Here is a 19,682-nt window from a genome sequence, read left to right on the forward strand (position 1 = left end):
TAATGGCGTAATTTCATGGCAACAATACATGTAAGTGGCACAAAACTTTCTCCAAATAGAGTGAAAGCGCCTCTAAATCGCAAGTTTCTTATTTCTCTCACTGTTGTTTTTCTACTTGCGATGCATATATTTATGCCAAACCCTGGCGGATCAGGGCTTGCCCTCTCTTTTAACGCCACAACTTGGATTGGTTTGAGTATCAGCCTTGGAATAGGCTTATATCATTTAGCAACAAATAGAGAAGTAAGATACTCAAAATTAACCATTGGCCTGCTATTTAGCGGTGTGATCATTTCCATACCTGTGCTTTTCCCCAATGCGAATATTGAACACTCTGCCAATCAGCTTATCGGTCTATGGACTGGGTTGATATTGTTCGTTTTGCTACAACAATTTAAATTCAGCAACAAGCACAAGCAGAGACTCTTGTGGTTCGTCGTACTCGCGGTGATCATTGAGTCACTGTTTGGTTTCATCCAGTTTGTAGTATTGCAACCCGGTAATATCTTTGGATATGACACAGTTGCCAATAGACCATATGGTATTTTCCAACAACCAAATGTAATGGCTAGCTTCCTAGTAACAGGGTTAGCGATTGCAGGTTACCTTTTAGCAAGACAACCTTATAAGTATGAACGTAAGCTCAGTGATATTATTATTTTGTACTTAGTCCCTATTTTGACTATACCGTTAGTTATCGTACTCGCATCTAGAACAGGGTGGCTGAGTTGCATTTTTGTTTTGCTCTTGCTAATTCCATATCTATTCCGTTTTACCACTAAAAAACGACTAGTTTGCTGGCTATTTTCAATCCTGATTGGCCTTATGATTGGCACCACATTAGCCATCGTTAAAAATGAGAGTAGTAACAGCCTCAGTCAAAAAGCAACAGCTTCCGATGACATAAGAAGTACGCTCTATAAACAAGGGCTGGATATGCTGATCGAGAAGCCGTTTACTGGCTATGGTTACGGTAACTTTGAATCCTCATACATTCTGTATACAGCTAGACAGCATGCATTAAATGAAAACTACCCTAGCGGTTTACCAGCTTTGGATCACCCACATAATGAGTTGCTATATTGGGGGGTAGAAGGGGGATTGCTGCCAATTATTGGCATTACACTGGCTGCTGGCTTGGTGCTTTTTCGTATTTACCATGCAAAAAGGGGAACTCGCCTGGCTATTCTTGCTTTGTTTATCCCTATTTTGATGCACTCACAGCTAGAGTATCCGTTTTATCATTCCTTCATCCATTGGATAATCTTTGTTATTTTACTTTATTGGGTTGATCAGAGAGTCTCTCGATATAGAAAAGTTCATTTTAGTAAAGTTACAAAAAGCCTGCTGAGAGTCTGTAGTATAGTTATACCCGCTGCTATCAGCTTTTATATGTTAAGTGCGCTGCATACCAACTATGTATTAACCAAGTTTGAAACCACTCGCCCGACCAATCCGGATATCTTAAATCAGGTGACGAACCCCGTGGTTTGGAAAGATCGTTTCGATTGGGATGTATACAGCACTTTCTTAAACATCGGTTTATACAAGCAAGATCCAACCTTGATTCAGCCTTACATTGATTGGTCTTTGGAAATCATTAAAGACAAGCCACGCCCAGCGTTTTACAACAACTTGATACTGGCATATCAAGGGTTGGATGACACAAGCAAGGCAGAACAAATTCGTGCAGAGGCACAGTTCCTGTTCCCTAAAATTGATTTCAGTGGCGTCAACTATCAGCCACCTTCTCAAGCCATCTCTGCTTCACCAACACCGGCTTCCGGTGCTGAGCAATAAATGCAAAAAAAGCGAAGGAATGACCTTCGCTTTTCTTTAGCTCATGACTGAGGCGGTTTATTCAGTCAGAGACTCTTCTAACGCTCGCAAACACAAAGCAATATTTTCAGGTCGAGCACCATAGCCCATAAGTCCAATTCGCCATGCTTTACCCGCCAATGCACCAAGACCTGCACCAATCTCTAGGTTGTAGGTTTCAAGTAAGTGATTCCGCACTTTTGCTTCATCAATTCCTTCCGGGACATAAATCGCATTAAGCTGTGGTAGACGATGTTCTTCTTCTACCACGAATTCAAAACCTAGTTTTTGCAGACCCGCTTTAAGCTTCTCATGCATTAACTGGTGACGCGCCCATGCATTTTCTAAGCCTTCATTTTTAAGGATAAGTAGAGCTTCATGCAGAGCATACAAACTGTTCACCGGCGCTGTGTGGTGATAACTGCGCTTGCCTTCTCCGCTCCAGTAACCCAGCACTAAGCTTTGATCCAAGAACCAGCTTTGAACCGGTGTCGTCCTGGATTGAATCTTCTCAATAGCAGCTGGAGAAAGGGTGACTGGTGATAAGCCTGGAACACACGACAAACATTTTTGGCTGCCCGAATACACAGCATCTAACTGCCACTCATCAACTTTAAGGGGCACACCACCAAGTGAGGTTACAGCATCGACAATCGATAGCAAACCGTATTGCTTCGCGAGTAGACCCAGAGCTTGGGCGTCACTTACCGCGCCCGTCGATGTTTCTGCATGAACAAAAGCAAGAATCTTAGCATCAGGGTGCTGCTTTAACGCTTCTTCAACTTTATCGACCGATACGGGCGTTCCCCACTCATCATCGACGACAACCGCTTCCCCACCAGCACGAACCACGTTTTCACGCATACGCTCACCGAAAACACCATTGCGGCAGACGATGACTTTGTCGCCCTTTTCAATCAAGTTGACAAAGCACGTTTCCATGCCTGCACTGCCCGGCGCAGAGACTGCAATGGTAAATTCATTTTCCGTTTGGAAAGCGTATTTAAGCAGTTGTTTTAGCTCGTCCATCATGGCAATGAAAAGTGGGTCTAGGTGACCAACCGTTGGACGGCTAAGCGCTTGTAAAACTTGAGGTGAAATATCAGATGGACCAGGTCCCATTAAAATACGATGTGGGGGAATAAAGCTTTGGATCGGCATGTCAGCTCCTTGATTGCAGTCATTCATCCTGAGCGTTATAAAAGTTCTATGTAAAATGCTGGCTCAGGCATCGGAGTTTTCACCCTAATAGATTTTTCCTCTATCGGCAATTAGCCCTAAGTATAGAGGTCAAACCACTGTCACAAATTCGTTAATAAAAACTTTCATAATGGTTGAGATATTGGTTGACAATGTGACAGCAAAACCGTTCAATGTTTAAGCTTTATGCAGAAGAGGAGCACTGCCCAGGCAGGTGATTTGTGGAGCCGCAATTCCAATACCAATCACTCAGGGGGAGTAGTGCCGAGGTAAGTCAAAGTTGCAGGATTTGACTTGTCGGTTGACTTGGGTTGAGTCCCATCAACTGTCATCAGCGCCGTATGATGAAGAGCTTCTGAGGGTAAATTTTCAAATTACATTCTAACTACCTCTCTATTTGCTCTGTTCCTTTCCTCACCAAACATTGGATGTATTGGGCAACCAATTAATTGTTGTTATTTTTTCAGGAAGTCGTGGGAGAACGCAGTGAGCGCATTTAACGTAGCAAAATTCGGTGGAACCAGTGTTGCCAACTTTGAGGCAATGAGCCGTTGCTCCACTATCATAGAAAACAACCCAAATACTCGTCTTGTCGTCAGCAGCGCTTGCTCAGGAGTCACTAACTTATTGGTCGAACTGGCAAATGGTGTTCAAGACCAAGAACATCGTGCAGAAGTATTACAGAAACTAGCAGGTATTCACGAGTCGATTCTGTCGCAGCTAGAAAACGCAACCGAAGCAGCAGCTGAGGTTTATTCAATTCTTGATACTGTCACTAGCTTAGCTGAGGCTGCTTCAATCCAAGCAAGCACTAAACTGACAGACCATTTGGTTGCTTGTGGCGAATTAATGTCGACTCATATTCTTACGCAACTAATGCGTGAGCGCGGTGTGAATGCAGTTCGTTTTGATATTCGCGACGTGCTAAAAACCGATGGTAATTTTGGTCGAGCTGAACCTAATGTCGAGACAATTTCGCAGCTAGCACAAGAAAAGTTAGTCCCACTTTGCCAAGAATACGTGGTTATCACCCAAGGTTTTATTGGCTCAGATGAAGAAGGTAATACCACCACGCTTGGTCGTGGCGGCAGTGACTACAGTGCAGCACTCATTGCAGAAGGTGTGAAAGCAGCAGGTCTAGAGATTTGGACTGACGTTCCGGGCATCTATACCACAGACCCACGTATCGCCTCAAAAGCAGCGCCAATCCCAGAGATCAGCTTTAGCGAAGCATCAGAGATGGCAAACTTCGGCGCAAAAATTCTACACCCTTCAACGCTAGTTCCGGCACTTCGTCACGACATCCCTGTATTCGTAGGCTCGTCTAAAGAACCGGAAAAAGGTGGTACATGGATCCGCCACCAAGTAGAGAGCTCACCTTTATTCCGAGCACTTGCTCTGCGCTGCAACCAAACCATGGTGACATTACGCAGTGCTAACATGTTCCACGCATACGGCTTCTTAGCCAAAGTATTTGAGATCCTAGCGAAGCACAAAATCTCTGTAGATCTGATCACCACATCTGAAATCAGTGTGTCACTCACTCTTGACCAAACAGACACGTCTGGCGGTGCTCCTCAGTTACCACAAGCCGCGCGTGAAGAGCTTGAAGTGCTATGTAAAGTAGAAGTAGAACACGACCTATGTCTCGTCGCTCTGATTGGTAACAACATGAGTGAAAGCAAAGGCTACGCGAAGCAAGTATTTGGCACGCTAGAAGACTTCAACCTACGTATGATCTGTTACGGAGCAAGTCCACATAACCTGTGCTTCCTTGTTCACGAGTCGGTATCTCGCCAAGCGATTCAAAAACTGCATACTGAATTGTTCGAGCAATAAAAACTCTTTCATCCACTAATAAGCAAGGGCTGCACATGGCAGCCCTTTTCGTTTCGATCTGGTTTGGTTAACCGTTAATGTTGGGACCTAACCATTTTTCCGCTTCGATCCTATCCCAGCCTTTGCGATCAGCATAGCTTTGCAACTGATCCTCTTGGATCTGAGCGATCGCAAAGTAACGAGAGTCAGGATGCGAGAAGTACCAACCCGATACAGATGCACCTGGGTACATCGCATAGCTCGATGTCAATGACATACCAATGTTTTCTTCAACATTCATCAGCTCCCAAAGCGGTCCTTTCTCAGTATGCTCTGGACATGCTGGGTAGCCAGGAGCAGGACGAATACCTTGGTATTTCTCACGAATCAGGTCTTCATTCGACAGAGCTTCATCCGCAGCGTAACCCCAAATCTCTTTACGCACACGCTCATGTAGATACTCAGCAAATGCTTCCGCCAGACGGTCCGCTACCGCTTGAATCATGATGGCATTGTAATCATCACCTTGCGCTTTGTATTCGTCGGCAAGTTCACGCTCACCGATACCACCAGTTACTGCAAAAGCACCAACCCAATCGCGCTTACCAGACTCTTTCGGTGCAACATAATCAGACAGACAGTAGTTGAAGCCTTTTGGTTTCTCCGTTTGCTGACGCAAGTTATGCAGCACTTTCGCCACTTCGGTACGCGACTCGTCGGTGTAGACTTCGATATCATCACCCACGCTTGCAGCAGGGAACAGACCACACATACCTCGCGCTTTGAGTAAGCCTTCACGCTCAACACGATCCAATAACTCATTAGCGTCTTTGTACAGGCGCTGCGCCTCTTCGCCCACTTCTTCATGGTCAAAGATTGTTGGGTATTTACCGACTAATGACCAAGTCATAAAGAAAGGTGTCCAGTCGATGTACTTACGCAAAGTAGACACTTCAAAGTCATCAAAGATATGAATGCCCGGCTTCACAGGAGCAGGAGGCGTGTACTTATCCCAATCAATCGCGACTTTGTTCGCTCGTGCTTCTTCTAGAGTAACAGGCTTGGTGCGCGGCTTCTTGCGGTTATGCTGATCACGTACGCGTTCATAGTCCACGTCCAGTTTCTCAACAAAGCCAGGATGAAGTTCGTCTGAAAGTAATGAAGTACATACACCAACCGCACGAGAAGCGTTATTGACATAAACCACAGGATGTTTGTAGTTCTGCTCAATCTTGACCGCCGTATGCGCTTTGGATGTTGTTGCACCACCAATCAGAAGTGGAAGATCGAAGTCAAGACGCTCCATTTCTTTGGCGACATGAACCATTTCATCGAGGGACGGAGTAATCAAACCAGAAAGACCAATGATGTCGACGTTTTCTTCTTTGGCTACCTTGAGGATCTTCTCACATGGCACCATTACGCCAAGGTCGATGATCTCATAGTTGTTACATTGTAGAACCACGCCAACAATGTTTTTACCGATATCGTGAACGTCACCTTTTACCGTAGCCAACAAAATCTTACCGTTGGAAGAACCGGCTTCCTTCTCTTTATTAATGAAAGGCTCTAAGTGCGCTACCGCCTGCTTCATAACACGCGCTGATTTCACTACCTGCGGAAGGAACATCTTACCTTCACCAAATAAGTCACCAACCACGTTCATGCCGTCCATCAATGGGCCTTCAATGACTTCAAGTGGCTTAGAGGCATTAAGGCGAGCTTCTTCGGTATCTTCAACGATGAACTCAGTAATGCCTTTAACCAGCGCATGCTCTAGACGTTTTTCTACCGCCCAAGTACGCCACTCTAGTGCAGAAGCATCTTCTTCTTTGCCGACCCCCTTGCCGGCGTATTCTGCCGCGATATCAAGTAGTCGCTCGGTCGAATCATCACGGCGGTTAAGAACCACATCTTCTACTGCTTCACGTAACTTATCAGGAACGTTATCGTAAATTTCTAACTGACCCGCGTTCACGATGCCCATGTCCATACCGTTTTTAAAACAGTGGTATAGGAACACCGCATGAATCGCTTCACGAACGTAGTTATTACCGCGGAATGAGAAGGAAACGTTAGACACACCACCAGAGATCATCGCGTGAGGTAAGTCGCGCTTGATGTCTGCAACCGCTTCGATGAAATCCACGGCGTAGTTGTTGTGCTCTTCGATACCCGTCGCAACTGCAAAGATGTTCGGGTCAAAGATGATGTCTTCTGGTGGGAAGCCGACTTCATCAACCAAGATACGGTAAGCGTTAGTACAGATTTCTAGCTTACGTTCACGTGTTTCTGCCTGACCAACTTCGTCAAACGCCATAACGATAACTGCGGCACCGTATCGACGAATCAGTTTTGCTTGCTCAACAAACTTCTCTTTACCTTCTTTCAAAGAGATGGAGTTTACGATGCCCTTGCCCTGAATACACTTCAGACCCGCCTCGATAACCTCCCATTTAGAAGAGTCGACCATGATAGGCACTTTGGAGATCTCAGGCTCAGATGCGCATAGGTTTAGGAAGCGAACCATACAGGCTTCTGCATCCAACATGCCTTCATCCATGTTGATGTCGATGATCTGAGCGCCGTTCTCAACTTGTTGTCGGGCGACCTCTAACGCTTCATCATAGAGTTCTTCTTTGATCAGACGTTTAAATCGAGCAGAACCAGTTACGTTAGTACGCTCACCCACGTTGATAAACAACGTCTCTTTTTCAATCGTAAGAGGCTCAAGACCGGATAAACGACATGCAACCGTAAGCTCAGGCAAATCACGAGGTTTCACACCTTCAACTGCCATTGCCATATGGCGAATATGCTCTGGCGTGGTACCACAACAACCACCAATTAGGTTGAGGAAACCGCTCTCTGCCCACTCTTTAACGTGTTCCGCCATATCTTCTGGCGAAAGGTCATACTCGCCAAAAGCGTTCGGTAGACCCGCGTTTGGGTGAGTAGAAACAAAAGATTCAGAAATACGAGAAAGCTCTTCTACGTACGGGCGCAGTTCGTCAGGACCAAGCGCACAGTTCAAACCAAATGAAATCGGGTTAACATGACGAAGAGAGTTATAGAAGGCTTCCGTAGTTTGACCTGAGAGGGTGCGTCCAGAAGCATCGGTAATGGTACCAGAGATCATAACTGGCAACTCGATACCTAGTTCTTCGAAGACGCTATCAACCGCGAAGGCACAAGCTTTAGCATTAAGTGTATCGAAGATAGTCTCGATCAGAACAAGATCAGAGCCACCTTTTATCAGCGCTCGAGTTGATTCTGAATAAGCTTCAACAAGCTCATCGAAGCTGACGTTACGATAGCCCGGATCGTTTACATCAGGGGAGATAGAACAAGTACGGTTTGTTGGACCAAGCACACCCGCAACATAACGTGGGCGCTCTGGCGTTTTTGCCGTCCACTCATCAGCGGCTTCACGCGCAAGCTTTGCAGCGGCAAAGTTGATTTCCTCACTCAGGCTTTCCATCTCATAGTCAGCCATCGCAATCGTCGTCGCGTTAAAGGTGTTGGTCTCAAGAATGTCAGCGCCAGCTTCTAAGTAAGCGCTGTGAATTTCCTTAATCAATTGAGGCTGAGTGAGCACCAACACATCGTTGTTGCCTTTTAGATCACAATGCCAATCCGCAAAGCGCTCTCCTCGATAGTCTTGCTCTTCAAGTTTATATCCCTGAATCATGGTGCCCATACCACCATCGATCAGCAAGATACGTTGCTTTAATTGAGCTTCAATCTGTTGTCTTACATTACTTCCCACAGTACAGCCTCATTCCTTTAGTTATCTCTCCATCCTATCACACAAATTAAAGGAGTCTAGACGTCTAAAATACGAATTGCTGATTATTTTGTCTCCATTCTTGCTTACCGTAATATCACGAAAAAATGTTTGCTATTTGCTCAACATCGTCCGAAAATTCCATTCATAAATTGTTACAAATAGAGAGCTCTATGTCGGTTTACCATACCTTATGCTTCTTATCTGCTGCAGCAATGATTATTGCCTTTGTAAACAGCAAGATAGGAAAAATGCAAACTACCATCGCTATTACCGCCGGTTCAATGGTACTTTCTCTCCTTATTTTGATAGCAGGTCAAAATGACTGGTTTCATCTCACAGAGATAGCTACTGAGACTGTTACGAAAATCAACTTCGAAGACTTTTTACTCAAGGGGATATTGGGGTTCCTCCTCTTTGCAGGAGGCTTGGGGATTAAGCTACCAAATCTCAAAGATCAAAAATGGGAGATTACGGTTCTTGCCTTGGGTGCAACGCTCTTCTCGACCTTTTTCATAGGTTTTGTTCTCTATGGCTTTTGCAGCCTGATCGGTATCCAATTTGATCTGATTTATTGTTTATTGTTTGGCGCACTTATTTCACCTACTGACCCAATCGCCGTGCTCGCGATTGTTAAGAAACTTGATGCTCCAAGACGAATTTCAACTCAAATTGAAGGGGAATCACTATTCAACGATGGCTTTGGCCTCGTCATATTTGTAACTCTATTTACTATTGCTTTTGGAACGGAAGCTCCTACCGTAGGAAGTGTAACTCTTCTATTTATCCAAGAAGCCATTGGAGGAATCGTCTACGGCTTTGCGCTAGGACTACTATTCCACTACTTGATCAGTGCAACTGATGATCATTCAATGGAGCTATTGTTGACCATTGGCATCCCAACTGCTGGATACGCTTTTGCAGAGTACCTACATGTATCAGGTCCACTTGCGATGGTTGTATCGGGCATCATGATTGGTAACTGGACTCGCTTTATTGGTTTTTCTAAAGAGAGTGAAGATCACCTAGACCACTTCTGGGAACTTGTCGATGAATTCTTAAATGGAGTGTTATTCCTACTAATAGGTATGTCAATGCTGCTATTTGAGTTCCATAAAGAAGACTGGATCATGATGGCGATATCCGTACCATTAGTACTTGCAGCTCGATACCTAAGTGTATTTATCTCCTATATCGGATTTAAGCGATACCGAAAATATAATCCTTGGTCTATCAAGATTCTTACTTGGGGAGGCTTAAGGGGTGGATTGGCACTCGCAATGGCATTGTCTATACCATCTGGTTTTTGGGTGATTCCGGACAAGCTAATTGATGTAAAAGAGATCATATTAGTTATGACCTACTCGGTTGTTGTATTCTCTATTCTCGTCCAAGGTTCGACAATCACGCCTATGATAGAGAAAGCAAAGGCGGCAGAGCGACTACTTGAAGAAGAATCGAATAAAACAAAAGATTCTGAAATATCTAAAGAGTGACCACTTGTCCCATCAGATTTTATGGCAGCCAATAGGCTGCCTTTTTTATGTCTACATAAGAAAAACCTATGCTTAATTCGATTTATTACATATGAGCTTTAAACACCACTTGAAAATATCAAGTTGAGCCAAAAACGTGCAGTAGCGGTTAATTAGAATCAATAAGATTAATACAAGAGTATCTACTTTTATTACAAGTTATCAAAGACATCGTACATTACCTATCGAAGGTAGCGATTCAAAGCTAAGCTGATGAAGTGAAGGAAGCGGCTAGATTTACACAAATAGCCTCACTAACTAAGTCTGCCCAGTTGATGAGAAGCTTTACGTGTACAGGGATAACTTCGAGAGACAACTTAAGGCTTTGCCTAAATAAGTGGCAGACGACCGAGATTGCGGTTAACGGGCAAAACTTTTGCAGGACTCATCTCCTCGCTTTGCTTTAAAACGAAGAAAGCCAGTTCGAAGACTGACTTTTTAGATAAATGGTGGAGAACTTGGCTTCCACTCAATTAGACCGCACACAAAAGGGGCTCGTTGGTCGAAGACCAAGTTTGTGCATATACGAAAAAGCCCCAGCATTTCTGCTAGGGCTTCATCTGAATAAATGGCGGAGCGGACGGGACTCGAACCCGCGACCCCCGGCGTGACAGGCCGGTATTCTAACCAACTGAACTACCGCTCCGCATTGGTCAGACTTTGAAGTCTAAATAAGAACCTGGCGATGTTCTACTCTCACATGGGGAAGCCCCACACTACCATCGACGCTACTTCGTTTCACTTCTGAGTTCGGAATGGAAATCAGGTGGGTCCAAAGCGCTATGGTCGCCAAGCAAAATTCTGATTATAAATGGTGCTGATACCCAGACTCGAACTGGGGACCTCATCCTTACCAAGGATGCGCTCTACCACCTGAGCTATATCAGCATCAAGATGTCCCTTTAGGACTAAAAAAGCCCGTTTTTACAAACGGGCTCTCTTAACTAGTGTCTTCACCTTTAAAAAGGTAAAAACTAAATTTAAAGCCTGGCGATGTCCTACTCTCACATGGGGAAGCCCCACACTACCATCGGCGCTAATTCGTTTCACTTCTGAGTTCGGAATGGAAATCAGGTGGGTCCAAATCGCTATGGTCGCCAAGCAAATTCTTTAATTCGGAAAGCTGTTTTCAGTTCTTAACACATTCAATGTTCTTACATTGAGTCCATCAAAACCCCTTGGGTGTTGTATGGTTAAGCCTCACGGGCAATTAGTACAGGTTAGCTCAACGCCTCACAACGCTTACACACCCTGCCTATCAACGTTCTAGTCTCGAACAACCCTTTAGGATACTTAAAGTATCAGGGAAGACTCATCTCAGGGCTCGCTTCCCGCTTAGATGCTTTCAGCGGTTATCGATTCCGAACTTAGCTACCGGGCAATGCGTCTGGCGACACAACCCGAACACCAGAGGTTCGTCCACTCCGGTCCTCTCGTACTAGGAGCAGCCCCCTTCAATCTTCCAACGCCCACGGCAGATAGGGACCGAACTGTCTCACGACGTTCTAAACCCAGCTCGCGTACCACTTTAAATGGCGAACAGCCATACCCTTGGGACCGACTTCAGCCCCAGGATGTGATGAGCCGACATCGAGGTGCCAAACACCGCCGTCGATATGAACTCTTGGGCGGTATCAGCCTGTTATCCCCGGAGTACCTTTTATCCGTTGAGCGATGGCCCTTCCATTCAGAACCACCGGATCACTATGACCTGCTTTCGCACCTGCTCGAATTGTCATTCTCGCAGTCAAGCGGGCTTATGCCATTGCACTAACCTCACGATGTCCAACCGTGATTAGCCCACCTTCGTGCTCCTCCGTTACGCTTTGGGAGGAGACCGCCCCAGTCAAACTACCCACCAGGCACTGTCCGTAACCCCGATAAGGGGTCGACGTTAGAACATCAACACTACAAGGGTGGTATTTCAAGGACGGCTCCACCAACACTGGCGTGCTGGTTTCAAAGCCTCCCACCTATCCTACACATGTAGGGTCAATGTTCAGTGCCAAGCTGTAGTAAAGGTTCACGGGGTCTTTCCGTCTAGCCGCGGGTACACTGCATCTTCACAGCGATTTCAATTTCACTGAGTCTCGGGTGGAGACAGCGTGGCCATCATTACGCCATTCGTGCAGGTCGGAACTTACCCGACAAGGAATTTCGCTACCTTAGGACCGTTATAGTTACGGCCGCCGTTTACCGGGGCTTCGATCAAGAGCTTCGACCGAAGTCTAACCCCATCAATTAACCTTCCGGCACCGGGCAGGCGTCACACCGTATACGTCATCTTACGATTTTGCACAGTGCTGTGTTTTTAATAAACAGTTGCAGCCACCTGGTATCTGCGACTCTCAATAGCTCCATCCGCAAGGGACTTCACCGTCGAGAGCGTACCTTCTCCCGAAGTTACGGTACCATTTTGCCTAGTTCCTTCACCCGAGTTCTCTCAAGCGCCTTGGTATTCTCTACCCGACCACCTGTGTCGGTTTGGGGTACGATTCCTTACAATCTGAAGCTTAGAGGCTTTTCCTGGAAGCATGGCATCAATGACTTCACTACCGTAGTAGCTCGACGTCGTGTCTCAGCCTTAAGAAGAGCCGGATTTACCTAACTCTCAGCCTACGCACTTGAACCTGGACAACCGTCGCCAGGCCCACCTAGCCTTCTCCGTCCCCCCATCGCAATTGTAAGAAGTACGGGAATATTAACCCGTTTCCCATCGACTACGCCTTTCGGCCTCGCCTTAGGGGTCGACTTACCCTGCCCCGATTAACGTTGGACAGGAACCCTTGGTCTTCCGGCGAGGAGGTTTTTCACCCCCTTTATCGTTACTCATGTCAGCATTCGCACTTCTGATACCTCCAGCAAGCTTTACAACTCACCTTCAACGGCTTACAGAACGCTCCCCTACCCAATGAAGTAAACTTCATTGCCGCAGCTTCGGTTTATAGCTTAGCCCCGTTACATCTTCCGCGCAGGCCGACTCGACTAGTGAGCTATTACGCTTTCTTTAAATGATGGCTGCTTCTAAGCCAACATCCTAGCTGTCTAAGCCTTCCCACATCGTTTCCCACTTAGCTATAATTTGGGACCTTAGCTGGCGGTCTGGGTTGTTTCCCTCTCCACGACGGACGTTAGCACCCGCCGTGTGTCTCCCGGATAGTACTTACTGGTATTCGGAGTTTGCAAAGGGTTGGTAAGTCGGGATGACCCCCTAGCCTTAACAGTGCTCTACCCCCAGTAGTATTCGTCCGAGGCGCTACCTAAATAGCTTTCGGGGAGAACCAGCTATCTCCAGGTTTGATTGGCCTTTCACCCCTAGCCACAAGTCATCCGCTAATTTTTCAACATTAGTCGGTTCGGTCCTCCAGTTGATGTTACTCAACCTTCAACCTGCCCATGGCTAGATCACCTGGTTTCGGGTCTATATCCAGAGACTGAACGCCCAGTTAAGACTCGGTTTCCCTACGGCTCCCCTAGATGGTTAACCTTGCCACTGAATATAAGTCGCTGACCCATTATACAAAAGGTACGCAGTCACACCACGAAGGTGCTCCTACTGCTTGTACGTACACGGTTTCAGGTTCTATTTCACTCCCCTCACAGGGGTTCTTTTCGCCTTTCCCTCACGGTACTGGTTCACTATCGGTCAGTCAGTAGTATTTAGCCTTGGAGGATGGTCCCCCCATATTCAGACAGGATATCACGTGTCCCGCCCTACTCGATTTCACTGAATGTGCGTTGTCAACTACGGGGCTATCACCCTGTATCGCCGGACTTTCCAGACCGTTCGTCTAACGCATATAAAGCTTAAGGGCTAGTCCAATTTCGCTCGCCGCTACTTTCGGAATCTCGGTTGATTTCTTTTCCTCGGGGTACTTAGATGTTTCAGTTCCCCCGGTTCGCCTCCTGTTGCTATGTATTCACAACAGGATACTTGCTTATGCAAGTGGGTTTCCCCATTCGGAAATCCCAGACTCAAATGGTTTTTACTACCTAATCTGGGCTTATCGCAAGTTAATACGTCCTTCATCGCCTCTGACTGCCAAGGCATCCACCGTGTACGCTTAGTCACTTAACCATACAACCCGAAGGAGTTTCGAGTTGATGAACAAGTCACCAAAGTTGTCTGCAATTTTTATACATGATGCAGACTCGATTTTGCCGGACTCAAATTCCAAGAACACTTGAATGTGTTGTATTGGTGTTTGTCTTAAAGACAAACATTGAGAACTTTACAATCAACAATAAATTGTTGATTTGTCAGCTTTCCAAATTGTTAAAGAGCTAATCACTTCTAATGAAGTAACCATTTTTAAAAACTCTCAAGAGAGAATGTTTAAAAATGGTATCCCGTAGGGGAGTCGAACCCCTGTTACCGCCGTGAAAGGGCGGTGTCCTAGGCCTCTAGACGAACGGGACACTGGATTGAAGATATTGGGATATCTTCGTCTCTTTTACTTATAAACCGTATCAATCTGTGTGGACACTCATCGTGAGTAATCATCGTATAAGGAGGTGATCCAGCGCCAGGTTCCCCTAGCGCTACCTTGTTACGACTTCACCCCAGTCATGAACCACAAAGTGGTAAGCGTCCTCCCGAAGGTTAAACTACCTACTTCTTTTGCAGCCCACTCCCATGGTGTGACGGGCGGTGTGTACAAGGCCCGGGAACGTATTCACCGTGGCATTCTGATCCACGATTACTAGCGATTCCGACTTCACGGAGTCGAGTTGCAGACTCCGATCCGGACTACGACGCACTTTTTGGGATTCGCTCACTCTCGCAAGTTGGCTGCCCTCTGTATGCGCCATTGTAGCACGTGTGTAGCCCTACTCGTAAGGGCCATGATGACTTGACGTCGTCCCCACCTTCCTCCGGTTTATCACCGGCAGTCTCCCTGGAGTTCCCGACATTACTCGCTGGCAAACAAGGATAAGGGTTGCGCTCGTTGCGGGACTTAACCCAACATTTCACAACACGAGCTGACGACAGCCATGCAGCACCTGTCTCAGAGTTCCCGAAGGCACCAATCCATCTCTGGAAAGTTCTCTGGATGTCAAGAGTAGGTAAGGTTCTTCGCGTTGCATCGAATTAAACCACATGCTCCACCGCTTGTGCGGGCCCCCGTCAATTCATTTGAGTTTTAATCTTGCGACCGTACTCCCCAGGCGGTCTACTTAACGCGTTAGCTCCGAAAGCCACGGCTCAAGGCCACAACCTCCAAGTAGACATCGTTTACGGCGTGGACTACCAGGGTATCTAATCCTGTTTGCTCCCCACGCTTTCGCATCTGAGTGTCAGTATCTGTCCAGGGGGCCGCCTTCGCCACCGGTATCCTTCAGATCTCTACGCATTTCACCGCTACACCTGAAATTCTACCCCCCTCTACAGTACTCTAGTCTGCCAGTTTCAAATGCAATTCCGAGGTTGAGCCCCGGGCTTTCACATCTGACTTAACAAACCACCTGCATGCGCTTTACGCCCAGTAATTCCGATTAACGCTCGCACCCTCCGTATTACCGCGGCTGCTGGCACGGAGTTAGCCGGTGCTTCTTCTGTCGCTAACGTCAAATAATGCAGCTATTAACTACACTACCTTCCTCACGACTGAAAGTGCTTTACAACCCGAAGGCCTTCTTCACACACGCGGCATGGCTGCATCAGGCTTGCGCCCATTGTGCAATATTCCCCACTGCTGCCTCCCGTAGGAGTCTGGACCGTGTCTCAGTTCCAGTGTGGCTGATCATCCTCTCAGACCAGCTAGGGATCGTCGCCTTGGTGAGCCATTACCTCACCAACTAGCTAATCCCACCTAGGCATATCCTGACGCGAGAGGCCCGAAGGTCCCCCTCTTTGGCCCGTAGGCATTATGCGGTATTAGCCATCGTTTCCAATGGTTATCCCCCACATCAGGGCAATTTCCTAGGCATTACTCACCCGTCCGCCGCTCGACGCCGTTATCGTCCCCCGAAGGTTCAGATAACTCGTTTCCGCTCGACTTGCATGTGTTAGGCCTGCCGCCAGCGTTCAATCTGAGCCATGATCAAACTCTTCAATTTAAGATTTTGTCGGCTCAATGAATACTGAACATTACATAAGTAATGTTTGAATTGACTGTGCTGAATCTTTCGATTCAATGGTCACTTCGTATCATTGAAACCTAATTTGAAACCGAAGTTTCTAATTGGATTATCATCAACGAGTGCCCACACAGATTGATAGGTCTATATTGTTAAAGAGCTTGGCTTTCAACACGTTAGTGTCTCAGCGAGGTGCGTATAATACGCTTCCCACTTTGAAAGTCAACATAAAACTCTAAAATAATTTAGAACTTTATGGTGACTTGCTTATTAAATAAGCAAGTGCGAAATAAAGCCTGGCGATGTCCTACTCTCACATGGGGAAGCCCCACACTACCATCGGCGCTAATTCGTTTCACTTCTGAGTTCGGAATGGAAATCAGGTGGGTCCAAATCGCTATGGTCGCCAAGCAAATTCTTTAATTCGGAAAGCTGTTTTCAGTTCTTAACACATTCAATGTTCTTACATTGAGTCCATCAAAACCCCTTGGGTGTTGTATGGTTAAGCCTCACGGGCAATTAGTACAGGTTAGCTCAACGCCTCACAACGCTTACACACCCTGCCTATCAACGTTCTAGTCTCGAACAACCCTTTAGGATACTTAAAGTATCAGGGAAGACTCATCTCAGGGCTCGCTTCCCGCTTAGATGCTTTCAGCGGTTATCGATTCCGAACTTAGCTACCGGGCAATGCGTCTGGCGACACAACCCGAACACCAGAGGTTCGTCCACTCCGGTCCTCTCGTACTAGGAGCAGCCCCCTTCAATCTTCCAACGCCCACGGCAGATAGGGACCGAACTGTCTCACGACGTTCTAAACCCAGCTCGCGTACCACTTTAAATGGCGAACAGCCATACCCTTGGGACCGACTTCAGCCCCAGGATGTGATGAGCCGACATCGAGGTGCCAAACACCGCCGTCGATATGAACTCTTGGGCGGTATCAGCCTGTTATCCCCGGAGTACCTTTTATCCGTTGAGCGATGGCCCTTCCATTCAGAACCACCGGATCACTATGACCTGCTTTCGCACCTGCTCGAATTGTCATTCTCGCAGTCAAGCGGGCTTATGCCATTGCACTAACCTCACGATGTCCAACCGTGATTAGCCCACCTTCGTGCTCCTCCGTTACGCTTTGGGAGGAGACCGCCCCAGTCAAACTACCCACCAGGCACTGTCCGTAACCCCGATAAGGGGTCGACGTTAGAACATCAACACTACAAGGGTGGTATTTCAAGGACGGCTCCACCAACACTGGCGTGCTGGTTTCAAAGCCTCCCACCTATCCTACACATGTAGGGTCAATGTTCAGTGCCAAGCTGTAGTAAAGGTTCACGGGGTCTTTCCGTCTAGCCGCGGGTACACTGCATCTTCACAGCGATTTCAATTTCACTGAGTCTCGGGTGGAGACAGCGTGGCCATCATTACGCCATTCGTGCAGGTCGGAACTTACCCGACAAGGAATTTCGCTACCTTAGGACCGTTATAGTTACGGCCGCCGTTTACCGGGGCTTCGATCAAGAGCTTCGACCGAAGTCTAACCCCATCAATTAACCTTCCGGCACCGGGCAGGCGTCACACCGTATACGTCATCTTACGATTTTGCACAGTGCTGTGTTTTTAATAAACAGTTGCAGCCACCTGGTATCTGCGACTCTCAATAGCTCCATCCGCAAGGGACTTCACCGTCGAGAGCGTACCTTCTCCCGAAGTTACGGTACCATTTTGCCTAGTTCCTTCACCCGAGTTCTCTCAAGCGCCTTGGTATTCTCTACCCGACCACCTGTGTCGGTTTGGGGTACGATTCCTTACAATCTGAAGCTTAGAGGCTTTTCCTGGAAGCATGGCATCAATGACTTCACTACCGTAGTAGCTCGACGTCGTGTCTCAGCCTTAAGAAGAGCCGGATTTACCTAACTCTTCAGCCTACGCACTTGAACCTGGACAACCGTCGCCAGGCCCACCTAGCCTTCTCCGTCCCCCCATCGCAATTGTAAGAAGTACGGGAATATTAACCCGTTTCCCATCGACTACGCCTTTCGGCCTCGCCTTAGGGGTCGACTTACCCTGCCCCGATTAACGTTGGACAGGAACCCTTGGTCTTCCGGCGAGGAGGTTTTTCACCCCCTTTATCGTTACTCATGTCAGCATTCGCACTTCTGATACCTCCAGCATGCTTTACAACACACCTTCAACGGCTTACAGAACGCTCCCCTACCCAATGAAGTAAACTTCATTGCCGCAGCTTCGGTTTATAGCTTAGCCCCGTTACATCTTCCGCGCAGGCCGACTCGACTAGTGAGCTATTACGCTTTCTTTAAATGATGGCTGCTTCTAAGCCAACATCCTAGCTGTCTAAGCCTTCCCACATCGTTTCCCACTTAGCTATAATTTGGGACCTTAGCTGGCGGTCTGGGTTGTTTCCCTCTCCACGACGGACGTTAGCACCCGCCGTGTGTCTCCCGGATAGTACTTACTGGTATTCGGAGTTTGCAAAGGGTTGGTAAGTCGGGATGACCCCCTAGCCTTAACAGTGCTCTACCCCCAGTAGTATTCGTCCGAGGCGCTACCTAAATAGCTTTCGGGGAGAACCAGCTATCTCCAGGTTTGATTGGCCTTTCACCCCTAGCCACAAGTCATCCGCTAATTTTTCAACATTAGTCGGTTCGGTCCTCCAGTTGATGTTACTCAACCTTCAACCTGCCCATGGCTAGATCACCTGGTTTCGGGTCTATATCCAGAGACTGAACGCCCAGTTAAGACTCGGTTTCCCTACGGCTCCCCTAGATGGTTAACCTTGCCACTGAATATAAGTCGCTGACCCATTATACAAAAGGTACGCAGTCACACCACGAAGGTGCTCCTACTGCTTGTACGTACACGGTTTCAGGTTCTATTTCACTCCCCTCACAGGGGTTCTTTTCGCCTTTCCCTCACGGTACTGGTTCACTATCGGTCAGTCAGTAGTATTTAGCCTTGGAGGATGGTCCCCCCATATTCAGACAGGATATCACGTGTCCCGCCCTACTCGATTTCACTGAATGTGCGTTGTCAACTACGGGGCTATCACCCTGTATCGCCGGACTTTCCAGACCGTTCGTCTAACGCATATAAAGCTTAAGGGCTAGTCCAATTTCGCTCGCCGCTACTTTCGGAATCTCGGTTGATTTCTTTTCCTCGGGGTACTTAGATGTTTCAGTTCCCCCGGTTCGCCTCCTGTTGCTATGTATTCACAACAGGATACTTGCTTATGCAAGTGGGTTTCCCCATTCGGAAATCCCAGACTCAAATGGTTTTTACTACCTAATCTGGGCTTATCGCAAGTTAATACGTCCTTCATCGCCTCTGACTGCCAAGGCATCCACCGTGTACGCTTAGTCACTTAACCATACAACCCGAAGGAGTTTCGAGTTGATGAACAAGTCACCAAAGTTGTCTGCAAT

At 47.1% G+C, this 19,682-nt stretch carries 5 protein-coding genes, 3 tRNA genes, 6 rRNA genes and 1 riboswitch; of the genes, 3 read left to right on the forward strand and 11 right to left on the reverse strand.

The genetic code is table 11. The features are described from left to right. Positions 1–15: 15 nt before the first annotated feature. Positions 16–1,800 (forward strand): PglL family O-oligosaccharyltransferase, encoded by a 1,785-nt coding sequence (locus tag J4N37_RS14190; RefSeq protein WP_252041226.1) that lies wholly within the window; start codon positions 16–18, stop codon positions 1,798–1,800. A gap of 57 nt (positions 1,801–1,857) precedes the next feature. On the opposite strand, the gene J4N37_RS14195 is transcribed toward J4N37_RS14190, so the two are convergent. After that, positions 1,858–2,979, reverse strand: a complete 1,122-nt coding sequence (locus J4N37_RS14195) for a pyridoxal-phosphate-dependent aminotransferase family protein (RefSeq protein WP_045394756.1) — start codon at positions 2,977–2,979, stop codon at positions 1,858–1,860. Positions 2,980–3,202: 223 nt separating this feature from the next. Then, positions 3,203–3,381: riboswitch (Lysine riboswitch) on the forward strand. Between the two features lie 123 nt (positions 3,382–3,504). Between J4N37_RS14195 and lysC the strand changes: the two genes are divergently transcribed. Further along, the gene (lysC, locus tag J4N37_RS14200; protein ID WP_252041227.1) at positions 3,505–4,857 is read left to right on the forward strand and encodes a lysine-sensitive aspartokinase 3; all 1,353 of its coding nucleotides are present in this window, start codon (positions 3,505–3,507) and stop codon (positions 4,855–4,857) included. Between the two features lie 67 nt (positions 4,858–4,924). Here lysC and metH read toward each other — a convergent pair whose 3' ends face one another. Continuing rightward, positions 4,925–8,605 carry a methionine synthase gene (metH, locus tag J4N37_RS14205; protein WP_252041228.1) on the reverse strand — a complete coding sequence of 1,227 codons (3,681 nt, stop codon included), beginning with the start codon at positions 8,603–8,605 and terminating at the stop codon, positions 4,925–4,927. A gap of 191 nt (positions 8,606–8,796) precedes the next feature. On the opposite strand from metH, the gene J4N37_RS14210 reads away from it, so the two are divergent. Then, a complete protein-coding gene (locus tag J4N37_RS14210) occupies positions 8,797–10,119 on the forward strand; it encodes a cation:proton antiporter (RefSeq protein ID WP_252041230.1) in 1,323 nt (440 codons plus the stop codon). A 608-nt stretch (positions 10,120–10,727) separates the two neighbouring features. Here J4N37_RS14210 and J4N37_RS14215 read toward each other — a convergent pair. The 9 genes from J4N37_RS14215 to J4N37_RS14255 all read right to left on the reverse strand — a co-directional run bounded on the left by J4N37_RS14215 (position 10,728) and on the right by J4N37_RS14255 (position 19,627). Further along, positions 10,728–10,804 (reverse strand) — tRNA-Asp (locus J4N37_RS14215). A gap of 31 nt (positions 10,805–10,835) precedes the next feature. After that, a 5S ribosomal RNA gene (gene rrf, locus J4N37_RS14220) occupies positions 10,836–10,952 on the reverse strand. An 18-nt stretch (positions 10,953–10,970) separates the two neighbouring features. Continuing rightward, a tRNA-Thr gene (locus tag J4N37_RS14225) sits at positions 10,971–11,046 on the reverse strand. Between the two features lie 97 nt (positions 11,047–11,143). Further along, a 5S ribosomal RNA gene (gene rrf / locus J4N37_RS14230) occupies positions 11,144–11,260 on the reverse strand. An 87-nt stretch (positions 11,261–11,347) separates the two neighbouring features. Further along, a 23S ribosomal RNA gene (locus J4N37_RS14235) occupies positions 11,348–14,236 on the reverse strand. Between the two features lie 265 nt (positions 14,237–14,501). Then, positions 14,502–14,577, reverse strand: a tRNA-Glu gene (locus tag J4N37_RS14240). Positions 14,578–14,666: 89 nt separating this feature from the next. After that, a 16S ribosomal RNA gene (locus J4N37_RS14245) occupies positions 14,667–16,218 on the reverse strand. A gap of 315 nt (positions 16,219–16,533) precedes the next feature. Next, positions 16,534–16,650: ribosomal RNA gene (gene rrf, locus J4N37_RS14250) — 5S ribosomal RNA — on the reverse strand. Between the two features lie 87 nt (positions 16,651–16,737). Beyond that, positions 16,738–19,627: ribosomal RNA gene (locus tag J4N37_RS14255) — 23S ribosomal RNA — on the reverse strand. The 16S, 23S and 5S rRNA genes sit together here with 3 tRNA genes alongside, the layout of an rRNA operon. Between the last annotated feature and the right edge of the window lie 55 nt (positions 19,628–19,682).

The sequence above is a fragment of the Vibrio sp. SCSIO 43153 genome, assembly GCF_023716625.1.
Classification (GTDB): Bacteria; Pseudomonadota; Gammaproteobacteria; order Enterobacterales; family Vibrionaceae; genus Vibrio; species Vibrio rotiferianus.

Excerpts from the sequence above, each read along its gene's own strand:
- J4N37_RS14190 (WP_252041226.1), top strand. The coding sequence starts at position 16 with ATGGCAACAATACATGTAAGTGGCACAAAACTTTCTCCAAATAGAGTG.
- J4N37_RS14195 (WP_045394756.1), bottom strand. The coding sequence starts at position 2,979 with ATGCCGATCCAAAGCTTTATTCCCCCACATCGTATTTTAATGGGACCT.
- J4N37_RS14210 (WP_252041230.1), top strand. The coding sequence starts at position 8,797 with ATGTCGGTTTACCATACCTTATGCTTCTTATCTGCTGCAGCAATGATT.